This is a genomic window from Alphaproteobacteria bacterium, from assembly GCA_023898725.1.
Taxonomy (GTDB): Bacteria; Pseudomonadota; Alphaproteobacteria; order JAUHZC01; family JAUHZC01.
Genome location: CP060236.1, coordinates 346,735 through 367,450, shown reverse-complemented (window position 1 = coordinate 367,450; position 20,716 = coordinate 346,735). Strand labels below are relative to the sequence as shown.

The window sequence follows — 20,716 nt, the reverse complement described above, 5'->3', positions numbered from 1 at the left end:
GAGAACAAAACCTCTATTTCTGTGATGCAAGGTAATGAGATGCCTCCAGCGCAGCCATGCACCCTTGCCCCGCAGCCGTCACTGCTTGACGGAAGACCTTGTCTTGCACATCACCGGCTGCAAAAACACCCGGAATGGCGGTTTTTGTACTACCCGGTGCGCAGATCAAATAACCTTGTTCATCTGTCTGCAGTTGATCAGCGAAAATTGTCGTCTGGGGTGCATGGCCAATGGCCACAAAGGCACCACTTACAGAAAGCTTCTGGGTGCTTTTATCGTTTGTTGATTCTAAAACAAGCGTTTTGAGTTTGCGTGGCGACTCCTCTCCTTGAAATTCCTTAACATGGTGATTCCAAAGAACAGTAATTTTCTCATGCGCAAAAAGGCGGTCTTGCAACACCTTTTCCGCGCGCAGCGTATCACGTCGGTGAATGAGGGTGACTTTGGCGGCGTGGTTTGTTAAATAAAGTGCCTCTTCTACTGCTGTGTTCCCACCGCCGATAACGGCCACGTGCTTCTCTTTAAAGAAAAATCCATCACATGTTGCACAGCCTGATACACCGTGCCCACGAAACTTTTCTTCACTGGGAATTCCCAACCACTTAGCTTGCGCACCTGTGCAAATAATAACAGTGTCAGCGGTAAATAGTTCGCCAAACTCAGATTCGGCGGTAAAGGGGCGGCGCGAAAAATCAACTTTTTTAATGCGATCAAAAAGAGGGACAACCCCCACATGTCGGGCCTGCTTTTCCATTTGCTCCATAAGCCAGGGGCCTTGAATGACCTCCGCAAATCCTGGATAGTTCTCCACGTCAGTGGTGACAGTAAGTTGTCCACCAGGCTCCATGCCTTGAACAAGAATAGGATCAAGCGCAGCCCGCGCCGCATAAATAGCTGCTGTATATCCTGCTGGACCGGATCCAATGATTAAAACTTTTGTATGCGTGGGGGCCATATTTTTTTCCTCAGTAATTGTCTTTTTTTAACGAAAAAAACCGACAAAAGAGTCCCATAGGGATGGACTTTTGGACGGCGAATGGTTTGGTTTTACTTTTCCATCAATAAGCTCCTGAAAAAAACGGATAAAGTCTTTGTGGTCCCACTGAACAGCCCCATCAAGACGGCCAATAATGTGTCCTCGGGGATCAAGAAGAATCGCTGTTGGTAAACTTGTGATATTGAAAGCAGCATGAAGGCGGGCAGGCGTTTCTTTAGTGCTGCTATCTTCTGTAAAATCAAGGGACATGAGCCCATTGGTGCGGCGGTATGCTTGCACCATTTGGGTGGTCTGTGAGGGATAGGGACGTGTTATTGCCACAAAAGCAATATTATCATGTTTAAATTGTTGTGCCAGCTTTTCAAGTGAGGGCATTTCAAAAACGCACGCCCGGCACCACGTAGCCCAAAATGTCAGCAGAACATATTTCCCTTTGTAGTGCGAGAGTTGTGTTTTCTTTCCATCGAGCTTATGCATCGTGGCATCGGCGGCTTTTCCTTGATCACTGAGCTGGAAACGATCGATGGGGCTTAAGGCCATCAAAGGGCTTAGGCATAGCGTGAAGATCACAAGGATTGCTTTCTTGTGCAGGTGCGTGCAGGAATTGTATATCATATGCTGCCCTCTCTTGAGCTTGAATATTTTCATAGAATGTCTATAACCGTAGGTAACATATAACACTATCACAGCAAACAGAATTGAGTAGCTATCCTTTTATGTGTCGATTGTTTTTTTTCATATCTCTTGTTTTTGTGAATCTCCTGTTTTCTGGTTGCGGAAAAGTGGGTGTGTTGCGACCCCCAGAACCTGATTCATATCCCAACACATATCCAGTGGAGGCAAGTGATGCCTAAAGGTCCCTCAGAAAACCCGGACTCCCTCATGTCGGCTGTGGCGCAAATTGCCGTTTTAGGGGCAAGCGGCAGTGTTGGAAAAGCTGTTCTCCAAAGTCTTTGTGATGCGGGTGTTCCTGTGTCACAGATCGTGGCGATACACTCTGGTAGGCGCTCTCAAGCCCGTGTAACCTATGGGGAAGAGGCTGATATCGGTTGTGTGACCCTTGATAAGGTAGACTTTGGTCGCGTGTCTACAATAATCAACTGCTTGTCTGAGGGTAAAACGGTCATTGCCAAGCCATATCTTGCAAGATTCAGTGGGAGAATTTTGGACACAAGTGGTTACTTTTCTTTGGATCCTAATGTTCCTCTTCTTGTTCCTTATGTATCAGAAGAAAAAGAATGGCAGACCAAAAAGATCACTGCGGTTGCTAATCCACTTGTTTCGGGTGTTGTGCATGCCCTGCGTTATCTGAATAAAACACATACGCTAACAAGTATCACTCTTTCTAGCTATGAGGGTGTTTCTGTTGAGGGACATAAGGGTATGGCTGAGCTTATGCAACAAACCAAAGATGCGTTGATGAATGCGCCATCACCTGTGGTGCACTTCCCAAAAACAATGGCGTTTAATACGCTTCCTTGTGTGGGAAATCTCCACCGTGCTGGTGCCGAAACATCCCTGGAGGAGCTTGTGCGCCTTCAGCTGTGTAAGTTTTATAAGCGCCAAATTCCAATTGATATTACACGGGTTCTTGTTCCTGCGTTTGTGGGGGTGGGTATTAGCTTACATGTGACCTTTGCGGAACCACTGACCAAAAGTATTCTTGGGGCGGCGCGCACCCAGGGTGTGTGTGTTGTTGCTGGGCATGATAGTGCCCACGCCGATTTTGCAACGCATATGGATGTTGCGGGTGATGATTTTATTTACGTGGGGCGTCGCCGCATGAATCCCAACTACCCCAATCGACTTCAGTTGTGGGTGGCGCTTGACAACTTGCGTTGGTCAGGGGCGATGGCTGTGGCTTCCTTTGTTGGCAAACACAATCAAGAGACACCTCGTTGACCCTCCTGTTGATTGGTGTCAAAAAAGAGTAGACTGCGGTAACTTTGTGAATAAGGTTCAGAACAAAAATATGACAAAACTTCTTAAAGATACAGTGTTTCTTCCTAAAACAGATTTCCCTATGCGCGGGAGTCTTCCGACACGGGAGCGTGAAATTTTTGCGGAACTTGAAAATACCCATGTCTATGAAAAATTGCGCAAACTACGCAAGGGACGAAAAAAATACATTCTGCATGAGGGCCCCCCTTTTGCAAATGGTCATATTCATATGGGGCATGCGCTCAATCGTATTTTAAAAGATGTGATCGTGCGGGGCCAATCATTACTTGGCAAGGATGTTCCTGTTGTGCCTGGTTGGGACTGTCACGGCCTTCCCATTGAGTGGAAAATTGAGGAGAAATACAGGGAGGCTGGAAAAGACAAAGCCGAGGTTTCTCCAGAAGATTTTCGCAAAGAGTGTGCGGCGTTTGCTCAGCATTGGATCGATGTACAGCGTGACGAACTCAAGCGCTTAGGGCTCATGGCGGACTGGGGAAACGCCTACACAACAATGAACCCCCAAAGTGAGGCGGCTATTCTCGAAAACTTGGGTGACTTTCTTTTGAAGGGAAGCCTTTATCGGGGTTTTCGCCCGGTCATGTGGTCGGTTGTGGAAAAAACGGCGTTGGCTGAGGCTGAAGTGGAATATCATGAACGCACATCGTCTTCTATTTATGTGAGCTTTCCTATTACGCAAGCCCCTGATGCAAATCTTGTTGGAAAAAACGTCGTTATTTGGACCACAACTCCCTGGACCATACCGGCTAATAGAGCGATTGCTTACAATGCAGACATCAAATATGTGTGTATTCGCGCACAGGTTGTGGGCGAGCGGAGTATTGTCCCGTTAAATACGGAATTTTTGATTGCGGCGGATTTATGTGCGTCTTTTTGCACACAAGTTGGTATTGAAAAATATGAGACAATAAAACATCTTAAGGGATCAGCATTTGCGGCATCTATCTGTCAGCACCCTTTTTGTGATGACCGATATGCCTTTAATGTGCCGCTTTTGCCGGCTACGTATGTGACCACAGAAGCAGGCACTGGTTTTGTCCATACAGCCCCTAGCCATGGGCCGGATGATTTTCAGCTGGGGCGGGCCCATGGTTTGGATGTCCCAGAGACAGTGACTGAGGATGGCATATACACAGATCAGGTTCCTATTTTTGCGGGCAAGCATATTTTTAAGGTTGATTCAGAAATTATCACCTTCCTGCGTGACAAAAATACCCTGTTGGGAGCGTCAAAAGTTGTCCACAGTTACCCGCACTCATGGCGCTCAAAGGCTCCTCTTATTTATCGAGCGACTCCTCAGTGGTTTATTGAGCTTGATCGTTCAGGAATACGCCAGGAAGCTCTTCAGACCATTAAGACTGTTTCCTGGATCCCCGAAAGCGGTGAAAAGCGCATTGGAAGTATGGTGTCGGGACGACCAGACTGGTGTATCACGCGCCAGCGGATGTGGGGAGTTCCCCTTACTGTTTTTGTGAATACTCACACAGGAGAGGTTTTGCGGGACAAAAAGGTTCATGCACGCATTGTGAAAGAGGTAGCCCAAAAGGGTTGTGGTGTTTGGTTTTCAGGTGATGCACGTCGTTTTCTGGGAACGGACTATGACCACGCAGATTATGAGCCTGTCTATGATATTTTGGATGTGTGGTTTGAATCGGGTTCAAGTCATGCCTATGTTTTACAGGCACGCAAGGACCTTGCGTGGCCTGCAGACCTCTATGTTGAGGGTTCTGATCAGCATCGTGGATGGTTTCAATCTTCGCTCCTTATTGGTGTGGCAACCAAAGGTCAAGCTCCCTATCGGTCTGTGCTGACCCATGGATTTATTTTGGATGAAAAGCATCAAAAAATGTCTAAGTCTGATAAAAATGCCCTGTCTCCCCTTGGTATAGCAGATGAAATGGGTATTGAGATGGTGCGGTTATGGGTTGTTGGGAGTGACGTTTCCGATGATGTGACTTTTGGTCGTGAGATTTTGAACCATCAAAAAGATATCTATCGACGCTTCCGGAATACAATTCGATATCTGCTGGGTGCCTTGCATGCGTATTCACCCGAAGATAGTGTGGCGTACGATGATCTTCCCGATTTAGAAAAGTGGGTCCTGCATAGGGTGTGGACACTTAATGAAGAAGCCAAAAAAGGGTTTGAGACTTTTGATTTTCTGAATCTTTATGCTGCGATACATAACTTTTGTACAACGGACTTATCGTCGTTTTACTTTGATGTGCGCAAAGATAGTTTGTACTGCGATAAGCAATCATCGCCCAAGCGTCGTGCGTGTCGCTATGTAATGCATCACGTGCTTGATAATCTTTTGCGGTGGCTTGCTCCTGTTCTTGTGTCCACAACTCAAGAAGCGTGGGGGCACCTGTACCCAGGGGCACCCAGTATCCATCTGGAGGAATTGCATGCTCTTTGTGAGGGTTGGCAGAATCCTCGTCTGGATAAACGCATCGCGACCATTCGTGAGATTCGCCGTGTGATGACGGGTGCCCTTGAAAAGGCACGCGGTGAGGGAACCATTGGCTCTAGTTTACAAGCCCATGTGGATCTTTACGTACCAAAGGGGAGTGTGTCGTTGAAGGAGAACCTCTGGGCGGAGTTAGCCATTGTTTCTTCTGTTGGTTTAATGCAGGGAACTATTCCTCCGGAAGCTTTTTCTTTGGGGGAATTTAGCGATATTGGGGTTGTTGTCCATAGTGCGCGGGGTGGAAAGTGTGAGCGGTGTTGGCGGGTGCTCGATGAGGTCGTTATTGTTTCAGATCTTGGGCCTGTTTGTGAGCGATGTCGAGATGTTTTAAAGGACATTGATGAATGAGCATACCAATGCGTATTGCGATGATTGTAACCCTTTTTATTGGCTTCGGGATCGATCAATATACGAAATATGTGGTACAGAAGATGGAAATTGCTACTCTCCAGATAACACCTTTTTTCGCGATTAAGGGAGTCGTTAATGCGGGGGTGAGTTTTGGAATGTTTGCTGATTTTTCACCCCTGACTCTCGTGGTATTGACGTCCTGCATTGTGGTGGTTTTTGCTTTTATTTTTTGGCGAGAAACGCGCTCTCTATCGGCCTGGTCATACGTCTGTGTTTTGAGTGGCGCGCTTTCAAACATAGCGGATCGCGTCCGAATGGGAGGAGTTTTTGATTTTTTTGATTTCCATTTAGGGGGATACCACTTTCCGACGTTTAATGTAGCGGATGCACTGATTACGCTTGGAGCCGTTGGCCTCCTTATAGATAGCTTGCGTTTTTGTCCAAAATCTCGTAAAAGGTGAAGAGTTAAATACGATTATTTCATGAAAAACTTGCCTCTATCTTCGTCAATTTTTTATACCCTTGTGGCTCTTTGTGTCTTGGGTGGGTGTGACAGCACGAAAAAAGCCCTTGGCCTCCAAAAAGTCATTCCGGACGAACATACGCTTATGGAGCGCCCACCACTAACAACACCCAAAGATTTGTACACGCTGTACCCTCCTAAAACGGGAGACCCGGAAGCTTCTTATCGTACGTTGCGCGCAGATGGAGGTGAGAAAAAGCGTTCTCTTCCATCAACACTTTCTGTGTCTGAAAAAAATCTCCTAAATCAGGCAGATGCTTCCGCAAGAGACCCAGACGTTCGCAAGAAACTTGGGGACTCTGTTAAGTAACACGTACGGTTGTGAGTGTATTATGATGTTGTTGGGCCATTTGCATAAAGTAGTACCCTTTTTTTGGATTATTCTATGTTCCTTTTCGGTTAATGCCAAGCTGGTCGAAGGTCAGAGTTTTACCCTCCCTAATGGTTTGCAAGTTGTAGTAATTCCCAATCACAAGGCACCTGTTGTTAGCTGCGCTCTTTGGGTAAAAGCGGGCACAAAAGATGACCCCCCAGGAAGGTCTGGAATCGCCCACTTTCTTGAGCACCTTATGCTTAAAGGGGCGAGTCTCACGATGGCCGAAGATACCGTGATGAAAGAAATGGACGTTCTTGGTGCTGAACACAATGCTGCTACAGGTTTTGATCTTACAGTTTATTATCAACGCTTGCCCCGCCACCATTTGCCGCGAGCAATGTCCTTAATTGCTCCGCGCCTTCAAGGGTTGCGCCTGACTCTTCCTATCGTGACCTCAGAGCGCAAGGTAATTCTTGAAGAACGGAGCATGCGCACGGATAATATCCCTGAGAAGCAGCTGTTGGAAGGAATTTTTGCCTCTCTCTATTGGAACCATCCCTATGGTCGTCCTACAATTGGCTGGCGCCATGAGATGGAGTCTCTTTCGTTAGAGGATGCTCAGGCTTTTTATACTCAGTTTTATACACCGCAACGTATGATACTCGTTCTTGCTGGTGACATTACGCTTAAGGATGCACGAAATCTGGTGGATCAGTACTATGCTTCCCTTGTGCCCCAAGAAGACATTTCCTTGGCTCCTCTTGTTGAACCCCCTCATCATGGACTGAAAACACACCTTGTGAATTGCCATGCGCGCATCAAAAAGCGTTCTTGTTATTATGCATTTTTGTTAGATATGGGTAAACATGAGACAATCTCTTTTAAAGATGCTGTTGGTCTTGAGTTGCTAGACTATCTTCTTTCACACGATACGCTTGGATATGCTTATGAGTATTTTGTCCGTGAGAAAGAAATAGCCACCCATGTCAGTATTGCAATGATGTCTCCGACTAAACTTCAGCCCGCTGTGTTGTGTAGTGTTTCTCCCAAAGAAAAGATTACTCGTGAGGCAATAGCCCATGCTTGGGATATGTTTTTTGAAGAACTTCCCTCTAAAATAAAGGCAGAAAACATTGAAGAAGCAAAGAGGCGCTTGTTGCGCGCCCAGCGCTTAAAGAGTGACAGTGCTTTTTATGGTGCGGAGGAACTGGGATCTGCCATGGTTTTGGGGTATAGCTTTGAAGAAGCTAATGCATGGCCTGAAGTATTGCAAGCGCTGACTATAGAAGATATTCAAGCCCTGGCTCAAACGTTTGTGCGGTCACGTCATGCCGTTGTGACGGCCGAAGCCCTTCCTTGTGAGGAAGGGCCGAGTATTTCTCGTGAACCCAGACAAAACAAACCCTTGCCTGCATTTGTGCCAGTGGGGACTCTTGTGAAAGGCCTTACGCAATGATTCAAAACCTTGTGCTATTTATTTTTATCCTCCTTTTCGGTGGGTGTTCTGATGATAAACCCCTTGAGAAACAAGGATCGTCATTTGCATCGACACAGGATAGCGAAGATAATAAGGCCCATACTAAAAGCACCATTAACCTTAATGTAAAAAAGCATGTTTCTCCAAAGGGAATAGTTTTTTGGCATGTGAATGATCCTAAGGCACCTGTTGTTTCTGTGGTGCTTTCCTTTAAACAAGGGGGTGTGGCCTATGACCCTGCCTCACACGTAGGGGTAGGTGATATTCTTGCGCGTATGCTGCTGAAGGGTTCGCACAAACGTAACGAAAAACAGTTACGGGAATTTCTTGATGATCGGGGGGCATCAATTGCTTTTGCAGCGGGTTTGGATACCTACGAAATGTTTGTAACGGCTCTTGCGGAGGATTTTCCTGATCTTGTTCTTGTGGCAGAGGATTTATTGAAAAATCCACGATTGGGTGCGGATGACTTGGCAATCATCAAGGAACGTGAACTTGCCCAAATTGCTATGAAAAGAGCTTCCTCCCAGTATCAATTGGGTAAATTAATCCGGAAGACACTGTATGCTGACCATCCTTATGGACGTCTTGTTTTTGATACACCAGAGGATATTCATCGCATTACGTCTCAGGATTTGGTCGAAAAACTGCACAGCCTATCCCAAACAAACGTGGTCGCAACTATTGTGGGGAATCTTTCTGCTGAGAAAGCAGGAGAGTATCTCGATCGCATGGTTCCTTTTGCACACAAGCGAAGCAGTGTGAGTGCTTGTGATGCTTGGGTGATCCCTGAGGCAGTAGGAAGCGATCCTTATATTATACCAGAAGAAGTTCCTCAATGTACGGTGGTAGGTGTGATGCCTGGCATTCCCTTGAAACACAAAGATGCTCTTGGGCTTCAAATTCTTATGGGAATTTTAGAAAAACGCCTGTGGAAAGAGGTTCGCGAAAGACGGGGGTTGGCTTATGTTGTCAATGCTTACACGGTGCGCCAAGAAAAATCGGGCAATATACGGGTTCTTTTTAGTACAGCAAACCATCAGGTTTATGAAGCTTTGCAAGTGGTGAAGGATGTTCTGCATCAGGTTCATACCCAGGGCATTACGCCGGACGAGTTATTAGAAGGTGTTCGCAGAGCCCAAGATTCTCATGTAATGGGTTTTACGACCACATATGATACAGCAAGAGTTTTGCACGGCTATAGGTTGCAGGGAAAATCCAAATCATATGTGAATCATCGTCATGATAAACTTGAAACACTGGATCTTGGTACCCTGCAAGAGTTGTCAAAAAAATATATTCACCCCGACCGCATGCATGTGTTTATCCATGGTTCTCCTGGAACGAAGACCGGTGAATAAGAAACCACACAGCATGCACCGTTTTTCCCCAGCGAGCGTTGTGACAAACAACGACCCTGCGTATATTATTTGTGCCGAGGATTTGATCATGCTGAGCGCCAAGAGACTGGCCGCTTTTGATCCTTGTGTGCGTGAGGCAGCCTATACTTTAAAAGAAAAATATGGCCGCTTTATCATATTTGGTGTTGGCGGATCAAGTCTTGGTGGTCAAGTGATTCAAGCATGCAGTGCTCAAGAGACAATCCAATTTATTGAAAACATCGATCCTGATCAAATGATGGGCTTTTTGCGTGATTTTGATCCGCGATCCATGGGTGTTGTGGTAATATCCAAATCAGGCTATACGCCCGAAACAATCGCTCAACTTTTGAGTATCGTTCCTCTTTATTATGAAAGGGGATACCCCGAAGGTGTTGCAGATATCGTCGTTTTATCTACAGACGTGGATACACCGCTTCGCCGGTTTTCCCATAAACACGGGTGCCACTTTATTCCCCACGATCCTGAGATTGGGGGGAGATTTAGCCTTTTCTCATCAACGGGGGCCATTGTTGCTGCATTATTAGATTTTGACATGGCGCAATTTCGTGCCGGTGCCCAAGAGGTCCTTGTAAACGTTCATGACCTTCCAGGGGCCCATCATTTTTTGCAAGCCGCGCAAGCCACGATTAGCAACCATGTGTGTATGTATTATGGAGATCGCCTCCGGAGTTTGGCTTATTGGTATCGGCAGCTGTGGTCAGAAAGTCTCGGTAAAGATGGTAAGGGAACCGAGCTAAGTATATCGCGTGGGATCGTTGATCAACACAGTCAAATACAGCTTTATTTAGATGGGCCACGTGTCAACTACTTTACATTTTTTTGTTCTGAAGAGCAAAAACAGGATCTTCCAGTTATGATGTCGGATGACCCGGAGTTGGCTTTTTTGTCGCAAAAAACTCTTGCTGAATTGTTTCATGCGGAGAAAGAGGCTACTATTCAAGAACTTGAAAAAAAAGGATTTCCTATACGTGTCGTGACACTGGAGGATACCCCTTTTATGTGGGGGCGTCTGTGTGGATTACTTATGGCGGAGGTAGTCTTGATAGCCAAAAACTTAGGGGTGAATCCCTATAACCAACCTGCTGTTGAGGGTGCTAAGATTCGTACGCGGAATATTCTGGAAGCACGCTAATGTCTATAATTCGTCGTTTACCCACAAATCTCGTCAACCAAATTGCCGCAGGTGAGGTTGTTGAACGCCCTGCTTCTGCAATTAAAGAATTGATTGAAAACAGTCTTGATGCAGGGGCAACAGCTATTGAAATAATGATTCGCCAGGGTGGACAAGCCTTTATTCAAGTGAAAGATAATGGTGCAGGGATTCCTCACGATCAGCTAGGGCTTGCTTTGGAACGCCATGCAACGTCAAAACTTGAGAACGCCGATTTATTTGCTGTTAATAGCTTTGGTTTTCGCGGAGAGGCACTTGCATCTATGGGGGCGGTGAGTCGTCTTCAGCTATCTTCACGCACAGCCAATAGTGATTCCGGGTATACAACCACGTGTGATGGCGGAGCAATGACAGAAGTTACACCTATGGTGATGCCGGTAGGAACGGTCGTTACTATGCGGGACTTGTTTTTTGCTGTTCCGGCACGCCTAAAATTTCTCCGTACACCAGTTACAGAAACCCAACATATTGTTGATGGGGTGAAGAAGTATGCTCTGTGTAACCCGGGAGTGTCCTTTACGTTTATCGATGATAAACGCACAGTGTGTCGGTATTTAGCCTCTGATCTTTCAGATCCCGAAGAAGCTTCTATTGGCCGTATGTTTGATGTTCTAGGAAGTGAGTTCCAGGAGAATGCCGTTTCGGTCTTGCACGAAAGTCCGGGTTATAAACTGACAGGTGTTGTTGGTCTACCGACTTTTAATCGTGCAAATGGAAACCTGCAGTATCTCTTTGTCAACAAAAGACCTGTAAAAGATAAAATGCTTCCATCCGTTTTGCGCGTGGCGTATCAAGACTATCTTGCGCGAAATCGCTTTCCTGTTGCTGTTTTATTTATGTGTGCCCCAGCAGAAGATGTCGACGTGAATGTGCACCCAGCTAAAACGGAAGTGCGGTTTCGTGATAGTAACTTGGTGCGAAAGATATTATTTAAGGGCGTTCAGGGCGCTTTGGATCAAGGGGCCCATAGGGCATCAACGGTTGTTGCGGATCAAGCGTTAAGGGCTTTTTCAGCTGTGGATGAAAACCCAACATCAACCACCATGATGCAATCTTCTTTTTTGCCCCAGTCCCGAACTTTCACGAATGTGCGCTCATCGTCTGGAGCATACACGTTTGCGGCATCTCCTGTTTCTTCAGAAACACTTCGAGATGCGCAAACATTTATCTATCGCCCGCTTGAAGGTTCCCCATCCAGCCGAGAGTCTCAAAACACGCCTGAAGCAGCCAGCCAGTCGGAAGTTTCGTATCTTGGGAAACCAATTGCGCAAATATTTGATACATATGTGATCAGTGCAACCCCTGATCATTTGATTATGGTAGATCAGCATGCTGCTCATGAAAGGCTTGTCTATGAGCGCATGAAAATGCGTCATCAGAAAGAAGGGTTGCAACGTCAGCTCTTGCTTTTACCCATTCTTGTACAGCTCGATGAACGGGCATGTGGTCATATTCAAGCTCTTCAAAAAGACCTTGAAAGTTTTGGGCTTATTTTTCGGGTTGAAGATGCGACGCACGTGCGTGTGCTAGAGATCCCTAGTATTTTGCGTGATGCATCGATAGAGCAACTAATTAAAGATATTTGTGATGAGATTGATGCTCATGGATCTCCTTTAGCACTGAAAGAAAAAATCGAAGATTTATGCAGTACCTTTGCCTGCCACGGGAGTATCCGGGCCGGAAGGCGGTTATCTTTACAAGAAATGGAAGCTCTCTTGCGCCAAATGGAAGAAGTTCCTTACTCTGGGCAGTGTAACCATGGGCGCCCCACCTATGTAAAACTCCACAAGTATGATATAGAAAAATTATTTGGAAGGCGTTAGGAGGTTCTCCTGTGAGTTTATTAGAGCGGTTTGTGGCGTATGGCCCTGAAGTGGCGTATGCCATTCTTTTTCTGGGTTCCTTGGTTGAGGGGGAAAGCTTTGTTCTGACCGCGGGGTATCTAGCCTATAAAAAGTACCTGAGTTTTCCTGTTATTGTTTTGATTGCTTTCTTGGGGTCTCTTATTGCGGACCAAATACTCTTTTTTGTGGGACGTAAGTACGGGCCAGGCTTATTTTTGCGTTGGCCTCACTTGAAACCAGCGGGAGATCGGGCGTTTAAAATGTTGCACCGCTATAAAACCTCGTTTATTTTCTTTTTTCGTTTTGTCTATGGTATCCGCACGGTAAGCCCGTTGATGATTGGTGCTAGTGGTATATCTATTATGCGCTTTAGTCTAATTAATCTTATAGCAGCATTGATTTGGTCGGTTCTGAGTTGTGGTGCTGGCTATGCAATTGGGTATTATTTTTCTGGGGAAATTGAAGCAGGGCTGGCATTGGCTCAAAAGTGGTTCACATATATTATTGGCCTAGGCTTGTTGGTTGGGTTTAGCGGTTTGTTTGTATGGCACTGGCGGACACACAAGGACTAAAGAATCAAAGCCTAAGGTCTGCTTGGGTTGATAGGGAGGAGCCTTTATCTTGATGGAGTGATCAAGGGAGTGTAATTTACGACCTGACAATGTCCCTGTTCTTTATAAAATTAGAAAAATCCTTGCTGTTAGTAAGGTTCTCGTTATTGCACGTGATGTTCTTGCAAGATCCGCTGAAAGCGCAATTCAATTTTTGTGAGGCGTTTTTGTAACTTGTGTAAGGATTTTTCAAGCTTTTTAGTATCCATACTTACCCGAAGCGTCGCAAGGTGCGCGAGGGCTTTTTCAGACTTGAGAAGGAGTTTCCCGTAGGTACGTGGAATTTTTGTGTGGGTTTCCGTCGTGCCTATAGTTTTGCACAGTGTTGTGTATCCATCATATACTTTTGTGTGGATCTTGCGACACTCAGTTTTTAATGCCCCAAGAAGCGTTACGTATCTTTCTGCAAAGGTATCCAGTGTCATTTGTGTTTTTGCTGTGATGCGTGCCCGTGGGGTTTTTTCCAGTTCCCATGCTAAACCCACGCACCTTAAGCCATTAATAATCCACTTGTTAATATCCACATGATACCATTTGTGACCATTGCGATAGTCTCGTGGAAAGGCGTGATGAAAATTATGCCAATTCTCTCCTAACAGCAGAAAAACTCCCCACCATAAGTCACGAGCAGTTCCTGGGGTATACGGCCGTCGTCCGAAGAAATGACACAATGAATTGACGGTAAACGTAGCGTGTTGCTGCAGAACACGGCCCAGTCCCATAAATACAACCCCCGTAAAGGCTCCAGTCCAGGTTTGCTCGATGAATAATCCTACAAGACTAGGGACTATTACATTCATGAACACAGCCAAAGACCAATAGTGTTTCATCTGCCACATCACAGGCTTGTTGCGACCGAGTTTCACCAAGGCAATGCGTTCAATTTTTTTGGGTGTTGGTTCGTAGAGCATCCATCCTACGTGCGACCAAACGAATCCAGCCAAGCGGGATTTATATTTTAAGGGCGAGTGAGGGTCATTCGGCGTATCTGTGAAGGCGTGATGTTTGTAATGATCAGAAGCCCAGGCGAGAATAGGACCCTGTAGGGAGCCCGCAGCGACCCACGCCAGAACCCATTCAACGGCAGCATGCGCCTTAAACGACTGATGTGCCCAGAGGCGGTGCAGTCCCACGCACACAGCAATTTGATAACCATAAAAGGCAAGGACTGTGTACCCAATGTAACCCAAGTGAAAGCCTAGCCACTGCGTGTGGACAACCAGTAAGCCCAACAAAACAACAGGCAGTGTTACAATGACGTGAAAAGCAGAAACATTTAGTATCCGATGCATAGAGTATTCCTGACCTTTTTCTCCTTATAGCATTTTTTTCAATTGGAGCAAACATATCCACTGATTCACTAACCGAATCATGAGAAGAATCTTGACCAAAAGAGATAAAGAACGCTATAACAAGGCAAAGGCCGGGTGGCAGAATGGTTATGCAGAGGACTGCAAATCCTTGTATGTCGGTTCGATTCCGGTCCCGGCCTCCATATCGAAAAAGAGGTGGAATTTCACATTTTTGCGTGTTATACCTCTTTGCGTATTGTTGTTCCTCGGTAGCTCAGTGGTAGAGCAAACGACTGTTAATCGTTTGGTCGCTGGTTCGAATCCGGCCCGGGGAGCCATTTTTTTATCACTATACTTTTATAGAAATAATCTTTTCCCTGTTGGCGCACAGGGACCACACTATATTCAAAAAACACAGCGGAATTTCTATCCACCTCTATTGTTCGCCAGAATCCGTCAAATTAAGAACTCTAAACGGTTCATCAGTATGCACGTAGAGTGTTTTGAAGAAAGGGCTTGCGGAGGTATTGATTTTTTAGCGATTGGAAACGGGAAAAAATGTGGATGGGCCTACATATACCGCCCTTACAAAGATGTGGTGCGCCCGAGAAGATTCGAACTCCTAACCTCCTGATCCGTAGTCAGGTGCTCTATCCAATTGAGCTACGGGCGCATACAATCAACCAGAGGCAAAACTAGCTAAAATACGAATTCTTGGCAAGTCATAAAATCACAGTTTCTCATAAATATGATCGGCTGTGGGTGTGTCCTGGGCAACCCCGTCCCTACGTTCGTCGAGATACGTCTGTTCACCGGAGTGAATATTGGGTACAATCTCCTCTAATTTGACAGAATGTTTTCCGGTACATGCGCCTTTCACGATCTTTGGGATTTGTTTTTACAGCACTGATCTTTCTTGGGGTTCTGGGATTTATCATACTTGGTGGCGTGTTTTATTTTTTTGGATCAGGACTTCAGGACTATAAACAGCTTAAAGATTATGAACCCCCTGTAACGACACGATTTTATGCCAATGATGGTCGTATGTTTGCTGAGTATGCCCATGAAAAAAGACTGTTTGTTCCCCTGAAGGGAATTCCTCTGCGGGTACGGCAGGCTTTTATGGCGGCGGAAGACAAAAGTTTTTACACGCATGGAGGATTAAACTTTGTCAGTATTATCCGGGCGGGATTTAAAAACTTTTTGTCGCGCAACAGTGGTAAACGCCCAATTGGCGCTTCAACAATTACACAACAAGTCGCGCGCAATTTCTTGCTTAACTCAATTTCACGAGAGATTTCCCTAAGTCGCAAAATTAAGGAAGCTATTTTAACGTTCCGCATCGAATCTGCTTATACAAAAGATCACATTTTTGAGCTCTACCTTAACGAAATATCTCTGGGTAATAACTCCTTTGGGGTAGCCTCTGCTGCTTTAAACTACTTTAACAAGAGCCTTGAAGATCTTACAGTTGCTGAAATGGCCTTGCTGGCAGCTTTGCCCAAGGGGCCTAGTTATTATAACCCTCGTCGACGTAAAAAGAGGGCGCTTGATCGACGGAATTGGGTGATTAGCCAGATGCTCAAAGCCAAGTATATTACTCATGAGGAGGCTCTTCAGGCGACACATGAGCCCCTAAAGCTCCGAGATCGTAACACATCAAACCTTGTTTCTGCAGGATACTTTGCGGATGAGGTGCGCCGAGAAATGATAACCCTTTTTGGTGAAACAGCTTTGTATAAAGGGGGGCTTGCTATTCGTACAACGCTTAATCCTGAATGGCAAAAGACAGCTGATAGTGTTTTGCAAGAAGGGTTGATCGCCTACGATCGCCAGAAGGGTTGGCGCGGCCCTCTGGCAAATGTTTCTCAGCACCACGCGGCTATAAAAGATGCAGGGTGGCTAGGTGTTTTCTCTACAAAAGGATTTCCCCGACGCAAAGGTGTACCAGCGTCGTGGAAGGTGGGTCTTGTGTTGGAGGTTTCACAAGATAAGGCTATTGTTGGCTTTGATGATGGATCGGTGGGCAAGATCCCTCTTGCGCATGTGAAATGGGCGCGAAAATATATTACGGTGAATTCGCAAGGCCCCCCTGTGACACATATTTCCCAGGTTTTGAAAAAGTCAGATGTTGTGTATGTCAAACCTCATGAGGGGAAACGTAAAAATCATAAGGGAACGTTTGAGCTTTGCCAGGTGCCTAAAGTTTCGGGGGGGCTTGTAGTTTTGGATCCTCATACAGGGCGTGTCTTTGCCATCAGTGGGGGGTTTAGCTTTGAAAATAGCCAGTTCAATCGTGTCACACAAGCCAAGCGCCAGCCTGGTTCTGCGTTGAAGCCGTTTATTTATTTAAAAGCGCTTGAAAATGGTTTACTTCCGACGACGATTGTTGATGACTCTCCTCTTGCGATTGATTTGGGTCCTGACCAAGGTGTGTACACACCTCACAATTACACGGGGAAATTTTATGGCCCTGTAACGTTGCGGTGGGCTCTTGAAAAATCCTTGAATATTCCGCCTGTGCGCTTGGTATATGAAAGTGTAACGCTTGGTGGGTTTGCGGAGATAACGGAGCGGTTTGGTATTTATGAGCGTATGCCCCTGCACTACTCCACCACCCTTGGCGCCGAAGTTGTAACCCTTTTGAAACTTACAACAGCCTATGCAATGCTCGTAAATGGGGGGTATCGTATTCAACCAACACTGATCATTCGCGCCCAAGATCGCAGAGGGTTTAATGTGTTGAATGATATGCAGCACACGGTGGACTCTGATATTACAGCGATTGATTGGGCCCATCAAGAACCACCAATATTGGGAGATAAGAGAACACTTATTACTAACCCAATTAATGCGTACCAAATTTTATCCATTCTCGAGGGATCGGTGATGCGCGGAACAAGTCGCAACGCAAAAGTCCCGGGACTGACTATGGGAGGAAAAACAGGAACAAGTAACGATTTTCATGACGCATGGTTTGTTGGGTTTACACCAGATGTGGTTGTGGGTGTGTATGTTGGCTATGATGGCCCCACCAGTCTTGGGAATCATCAAAGTGGCGCACGTGTCGCTGCTCCTATCGTTAAGGAGTTTATGATGCGTACCAAAAATGAACTGCATGCTGTTCCTTTTCGTATCCCTAAGGGAGCGCAATTTGTTCGTGTAGATTACCGAACCGGCAAGCGTACACAGCAAAAGGGACCTGATGTCATTTCTGAAGTTTTTGATCCTAAAACCCCCTTGTGTGATGATGAGGAGGTTATCCCCGAAGAGGCCATCGAATCAGAAAGCCCTGACCATACCAGTTTTGGGACCGGAGGGCTGTACTAGTGTCACGTGTTTATGTGCTGGGGAATCGCCTGTACACAGGATCATTCTCATTCCCCGTCATGTGTGGATCAAATGGGTATACGGTTGATAAGAATGAGGGAGACTTTTGCACCCCTCAGGGGATTTTTTCCTTTCAAAAGCTCTATTATCGTGCTGATAGAGTTGCGGAACCTCTTACGCAATTACCTCATATTTCTATTACCCCGGATATGGGTTGGTGTGATGACCCCTTATCTTTGGCATACAATCGTCTCGTACAGCTACCCACATCGTGCCGTCATGAGAAACTGTGGAGGGAGGATAATCTTTATGATATTTTGCTTGTAATTTCTCATAATACGGGTCCTTCTGTTGTAGGCAAGGGAAGTGCGATTTTTTTTCACATATGGCGGAGCGCTGGCAGTCCAACACAGGGGTGTATTGCGATGTCTCGGGAAAATATGTTGCGCTTATGTCGCGAGTTGTCTCCAGGAGATGATGTTATTTTGCAGCCGTTTCCGTAATGTTTGAGGGGATGCCTTGTTCCAAGATTTTTTCTGCAACTTCTTGAGAGTTTTTGTGTGTGCCCAACGTTCGAATATCTATATTATGAGAGTGTGACTCATAAGTATGAAGGGCGAAATCAAGTTTCTCGTCATTTTTGTAAACATCTGAGGTAAACTTTTCCATCCCTTTGTCATCAAACCAAATCGTATGATACACAACATAAACGGGCACGGGTTGGGGAAGCGTGACATCTTGTAAAAGGTCCGTGTCAATAAGCTTTGCGATTACAGAGGGGGACCACCGATCAGGAGTATTCAAAACTAAGTAGGCAAGTTTTTCGGGGTTTTGTACCCGGATACACCCTGCTGAGAAGGTTCGGGTGTTTTTTGCGAAAAGACTCTTGTGCTGTGTATCATGGATGTGAATGTGCCTTTTGTTGTGCAGTGAAAAGCGAATCTGACCCAAGGCATTTTTGCGCCCGGGGGGTTGGCGTATGATGAAGGGAAACGTTGCAAGGTTAATATCAGCCATATCAAGGCTATCACGATCGACTATAACTCGTGTTTTGATATCTAGAAGAAGATACCCGTTGTTTTTTAGATAGTCTGGATCTTTCTGAATAAGGGGAATAAATTTTTTACGAACAATCCTGCGCGGAATTGTCCACGAAGGGTTGAACCGTACAGCATACATCGTCGTGTGCATTTGTGGAGTAGGTGATGTTGCTTCACCCACACAAGTTTTAAACTTCCCCATGAGGATATTGTCGCGATAAAACTCAAGCTCATAGGATGGGATGTTAACCCATACCCGTGTCTCGGGTAGTGTGTCAGGGATCCAACGGGCGCGCTCCATGTTTAAGACAACTTGGCGAATGCGTTGATCAAGCGAAACGTTGAGAGCTTTTTGGGTTTCGGCGCTTACCACTCCTGTAACAGGCAGGTGGTTTCTGATCTGAAACGTGCGTAAAGCACTTTCAACAGCAAAATCATATGTTTGTGTGGATGCTTCTGGTTCGAGATATCCTTGTTTTATCAGAACACTGCATAGATCTTTGACAGCATTTCCTGAATCCCCAAGTTTCAATACCTGGCTTGATTGAAAAGGGGGCCAAGCCTCACCGTTTTCTTTTTGTTCCTGTAATTTCTGAAGTAGTCTCTTTAACAGTGCGTAATGAGAATTTCGGGGACCAAAGCGTTTTATCCATTCGCCGGTTTCATCCCGCTCGTTCATGGTTAGGGTAACATCCGCTGGGCTTTTGTGGATTGTTTTTTCTGTTGTAATCGGCATCATAAGTGTGTGAGGAATGCGTCCTCCTGTAACATCGATCATGTAGCGAAAAACACAGGTACAAAAATAAATCTCTCTAAGTGCCTCATCTTTTTCTCCTTTTACGGGAGGGAGGCTCTTTTGTGGTTTTCCTTTTTTTTGCCTCTTTTTTTGGGGAAATAACCCTAGGGCTTGTGCGTAATTAAGGGGGTTTAGCCCCTCGGACTCTGCGTTTTTTAATGCCTCAAGCGCATAACTTCCACGCAGTGATAGTCGTCCCTCAACAAACCAAAAGGGTTCAAAGTTGCGCTGTTCATAGAATTTTACCACCTCTCCTAGCACTCTGTCTGTGAGGTTCGATTTATGAATGCGTGCAAGGGTTTTTTGAATGTTGCTTTTCCGATCACTTTTACGCTGTAAAAGGAAGTTATAAAAATCAGAAAGTGTAGAGATTTGTGCCCCATGACAAGGAATGGTGCTCGCTATAAGGATGAATAGGGTAAAAATATTTTTAGGCATCATACATGTCAGGCTGGATGAGTGTGGGCTCATGAACTGTAAATAGGTGACCATGCATTGTTAGGTTGCTGGCGCTGAGGACTAGTTGGTGCGTGCAGAGCGTCTGATTGTTTAGGATAAGCGGGCAGCGTAGGTTCCCCATAATTCTTGCACCAGAACTTGTCCTTTGTATACAAAGAGGAATAAAAATTGTCACGTCTGTTTCTGCCTTGGGATATAGCTGGTTAATGAAATGACGGATATCTTCCCCATAGTAGTGAAAATTTGTCTCAAGGATATCAAGTGTAAATAAGGTATCTTCGGAGTGAAGCGTAAAAATAGGGATGTTGTGTTTGCAAAAATGTCGATTCGCAGAAATTCCCCCCGCACGTATTGTCTCAAAACCAAACAATCCTAAGGGAAGGGCCACAGTCAGGGGTTTGGTTTCCTGGTATGAGTGTGTCAATCGATTATGCGATAAATTTATATTCCAGAATAGATGAAGAAAGTTACGAACTGGTTAGCGCCGATAAAGAGGCCTTGTTATTGTGCGCCTAATATAAGAACAAACAGCTAAGGTTCTAAAATTTTTATTAAAATCCATTAAATATGTCTTGATAACTTCATGACTATTCTGTTATTAATTCATCAATAGAAAGCTTGAGGCCTCAAAAATAATATTTATTTGACAGCAGGTTTTATTGTGATATGAAGATTTA

The 20,716-nt window shown here is 45.5% G+C and carries 16 protein-coding genes and 3 tRNA genes; 13 read left to right on the top strand and 6 right to left on the bottom strand.

Features of this window, described 5'->3' with window-relative positions:
* Nucleotides 1-13 precede the first annotated feature (13 nt).
* Nucleotides 14-955 carry a thioredoxin-disulfide reductase gene (gene trxB, locus H6849_01655; protein USO01729.1) on the bottom strand — a complete coding sequence of 314 codons (942 nt, stop codon included), beginning with the start codon at nt 953-955 and terminating at the stop codon, nt 14-16.
* Nucleotides 956-982: 27 nt separating this feature from the next.
* The gene (locus H6849_01650; GenBank protein ID USO01728.1) at nt 983-1,612 is read right to left on the bottom strand and encodes a TlpA family protein disulfide reductase; all 630 of its coding nucleotides are present in this window, start codon (nt 1,610-1,612) and stop codon (nt 983-985) included.
* Nucleotides 1,613-1,840: 228 nt separating this feature from the next.
* Between H6849_01650 and H6849_01645 the strand changes: the two genes are divergently transcribed.
* The 9 genes from H6849_01645 (at nt 1,841) to H6849_01605 (ending at nt 13,083) form a co-directional block, all read left to right on the top strand.
* Nucleotides 1,841-2,899 (top strand): hypothetical protein, encoded by a 1,059-nt coding sequence (locus H6849_01645; GenBank protein USO01727.1) that lies wholly within the window; start codon nt 1,841-1,843, stop codon nt 2,897-2,899.
* 70 nt (nt 2,900-2,969) lie between these two features.
* Nucleotides 2,970-5,774, top strand: a complete 2,805-nt coding sequence (locus H6849_01640) for an isoleucine--tRNA ligase (GenBank protein USO01900.1) — start codon at nt 2,970-2,972, stop codon at nt 5,772-5,774.
* A complete protein-coding gene (gene lspA / locus H6849_01635) occupies nt 5,771-6,238 on the top strand; it encodes a signal peptidase II (protein ID USO01726.1) in 468 nt (155 codons plus the stop codon). Before H6849_01640 ends, lspA begins: the two co-directional genes overlap by 4 nt.
* 21 nt (nt 6,239-6,259) lie before the next feature.
* Nucleotides 6,260-6,610, top strand: a complete 351-nt coding sequence (locus H6849_01630) for a DUF3035 domain-containing protein (protein ID USO01725.1) — start codon at nt 6,260-6,262, stop codon at nt 6,608-6,610.
* A gap of 22 nt (nt 6,611-6,632) precedes the next feature.
* The gene (locus tag H6849_01625; protein USO01724.1) at nt 6,633-8,072 is read left to right on the top strand and encodes an insulinase family protein; all 1,440 of its coding nucleotides are present in this window, start codon (nt 6,633-6,635) and stop codon (nt 8,070-8,072) included.
* Entirely contained in the window at nt 8,069-9,454 is a 1,386-nt protein-coding gene (locus H6849_01620; protein USO01723.1) for an insulinase family protein, read from the top strand. Before H6849_01625 ends, H6849_01620 begins: the two co-directional genes overlap by 4 nt.
* Complete coding sequence (locus tag H6849_01615) at nt 9,447-10,628, top strand: hypothetical protein (protein ID USO01722.1); 1,182 nt, start codon at nt 9,447-9,449, stop codon at nt 10,626-10,628. Before H6849_01620 ends, H6849_01615 begins: the two co-directional genes overlap by 8 nt.
* Nucleotides 10,628-12,490, top strand: coding sequence for a DNA mismatch repair endonuclease MutL (gene mutL / locus H6849_01610; GenBank protein USO01721.1), 1,863 nt, complete (start codon nt 10,628-10,630; stop codon nt 12,488-12,490). The genes H6849_01615 and mutL overlap by 1 nt, the downstream gene beginning before the upstream one ends.
* 11 nt (nt 12,491-12,501) lie before the next feature.
* Nucleotides 12,502-13,083 carry a DedA family protein gene (locus tag H6849_01605; GenBank protein USO01720.1) on the top strand — a complete coding sequence of 194 codons (582 nt, stop codon included), beginning with the start codon at nt 12,502-12,504 and terminating at the stop codon, nt 13,081-13,083.
* Nucleotides 13,084-13,226: 143 nt separating this feature from the next.
* Here H6849_01605 and H6849_01600 read toward each other — a convergent pair whose 3' ends face one another.
* Nucleotides 13,227-14,414 (bottom strand): fatty acid desaturase, encoded by a 1,188-nt coding sequence (locus H6849_01600; GenBank protein ID USO01719.1) that lies wholly within the window; start codon nt 14,412-14,414, stop codon nt 13,227-13,229.
* 129 nt (nt 14,415-14,543) lie between these two features.
* Between H6849_01600 and H6849_01595 the strand changes: the two genes are divergently transcribed.
* Nucleotides 14,544-14,617 (top strand) — tRNA-Cys (locus H6849_01595).
* A gap of 60 nt (nt 14,618-14,677) precedes the next feature.
* Nucleotides 14,678-14,752: transfer RNA gene (locus H6849_01590), tRNA-Asn, on the top strand.
* 258 nt (nt 14,753-15,010) lie between these two features.
* Here the strand turns inward: H6849_01590 and H6849_01585 are convergent.
* Nucleotides 15,011-15,087 (bottom strand) — tRNA-Arg (locus H6849_01585).
* A 194-nt stretch (nt 15,088-15,281) separates the two neighbouring features.
* Between H6849_01585 and H6849_01580 the strand changes: the two genes are divergently transcribed.
* The gene (locus H6849_01580) at nt 15,282-17,744 is read left to right on the top strand and encodes a PBP1A family penicillin-binding protein (GenBank protein USO01718.1); all 2,463 of its coding nucleotides are present in this window, start codon (nt 15,282-15,284) and stop codon (nt 17,742-17,744) included.
* Between the two features lie 59 nt (nt 17,745-17,803).
* Entirely contained in the window at nt 17,804-18,247 is a 444-nt protein-coding gene (locus H6849_01575) for a L,D-transpeptidase family protein (GenBank protein ID USO01899.1), read from the top strand.
* Here H6849_01575 and H6849_01570 read toward each other — a convergent pair.
* Both H6849_01570 and fliW read right to left on the bottom strand, forming a co-directional pair.
* The gene (locus tag H6849_01570; GenBank protein USO01717.1) at nt 18,225-20,021 is read right to left on the bottom strand and encodes a L,D-transpeptidase family protein; all 1,797 of its coding nucleotides are present in this window, start codon (nt 20,019-20,021) and stop codon (nt 18,225-18,227) included. The genes H6849_01575 and H6849_01570 overlap by 23 nt on opposite strands.
* On the bottom strand, nt 20,011-20,463 hold the full coding sequence (fliW, locus tag H6849_01565) for a flagellar assembly protein FliW (GenBank protein ID USO01716.1): 453 nt from the start codon (nt 20,461-20,463) through the stop codon (nt 20,011-20,013). The genes H6849_01570 and fliW overlap by 11 nt, the downstream gene beginning before the upstream one ends.
* Nucleotides 20,464-20,716: the final 253 nt, after the last annotated feature.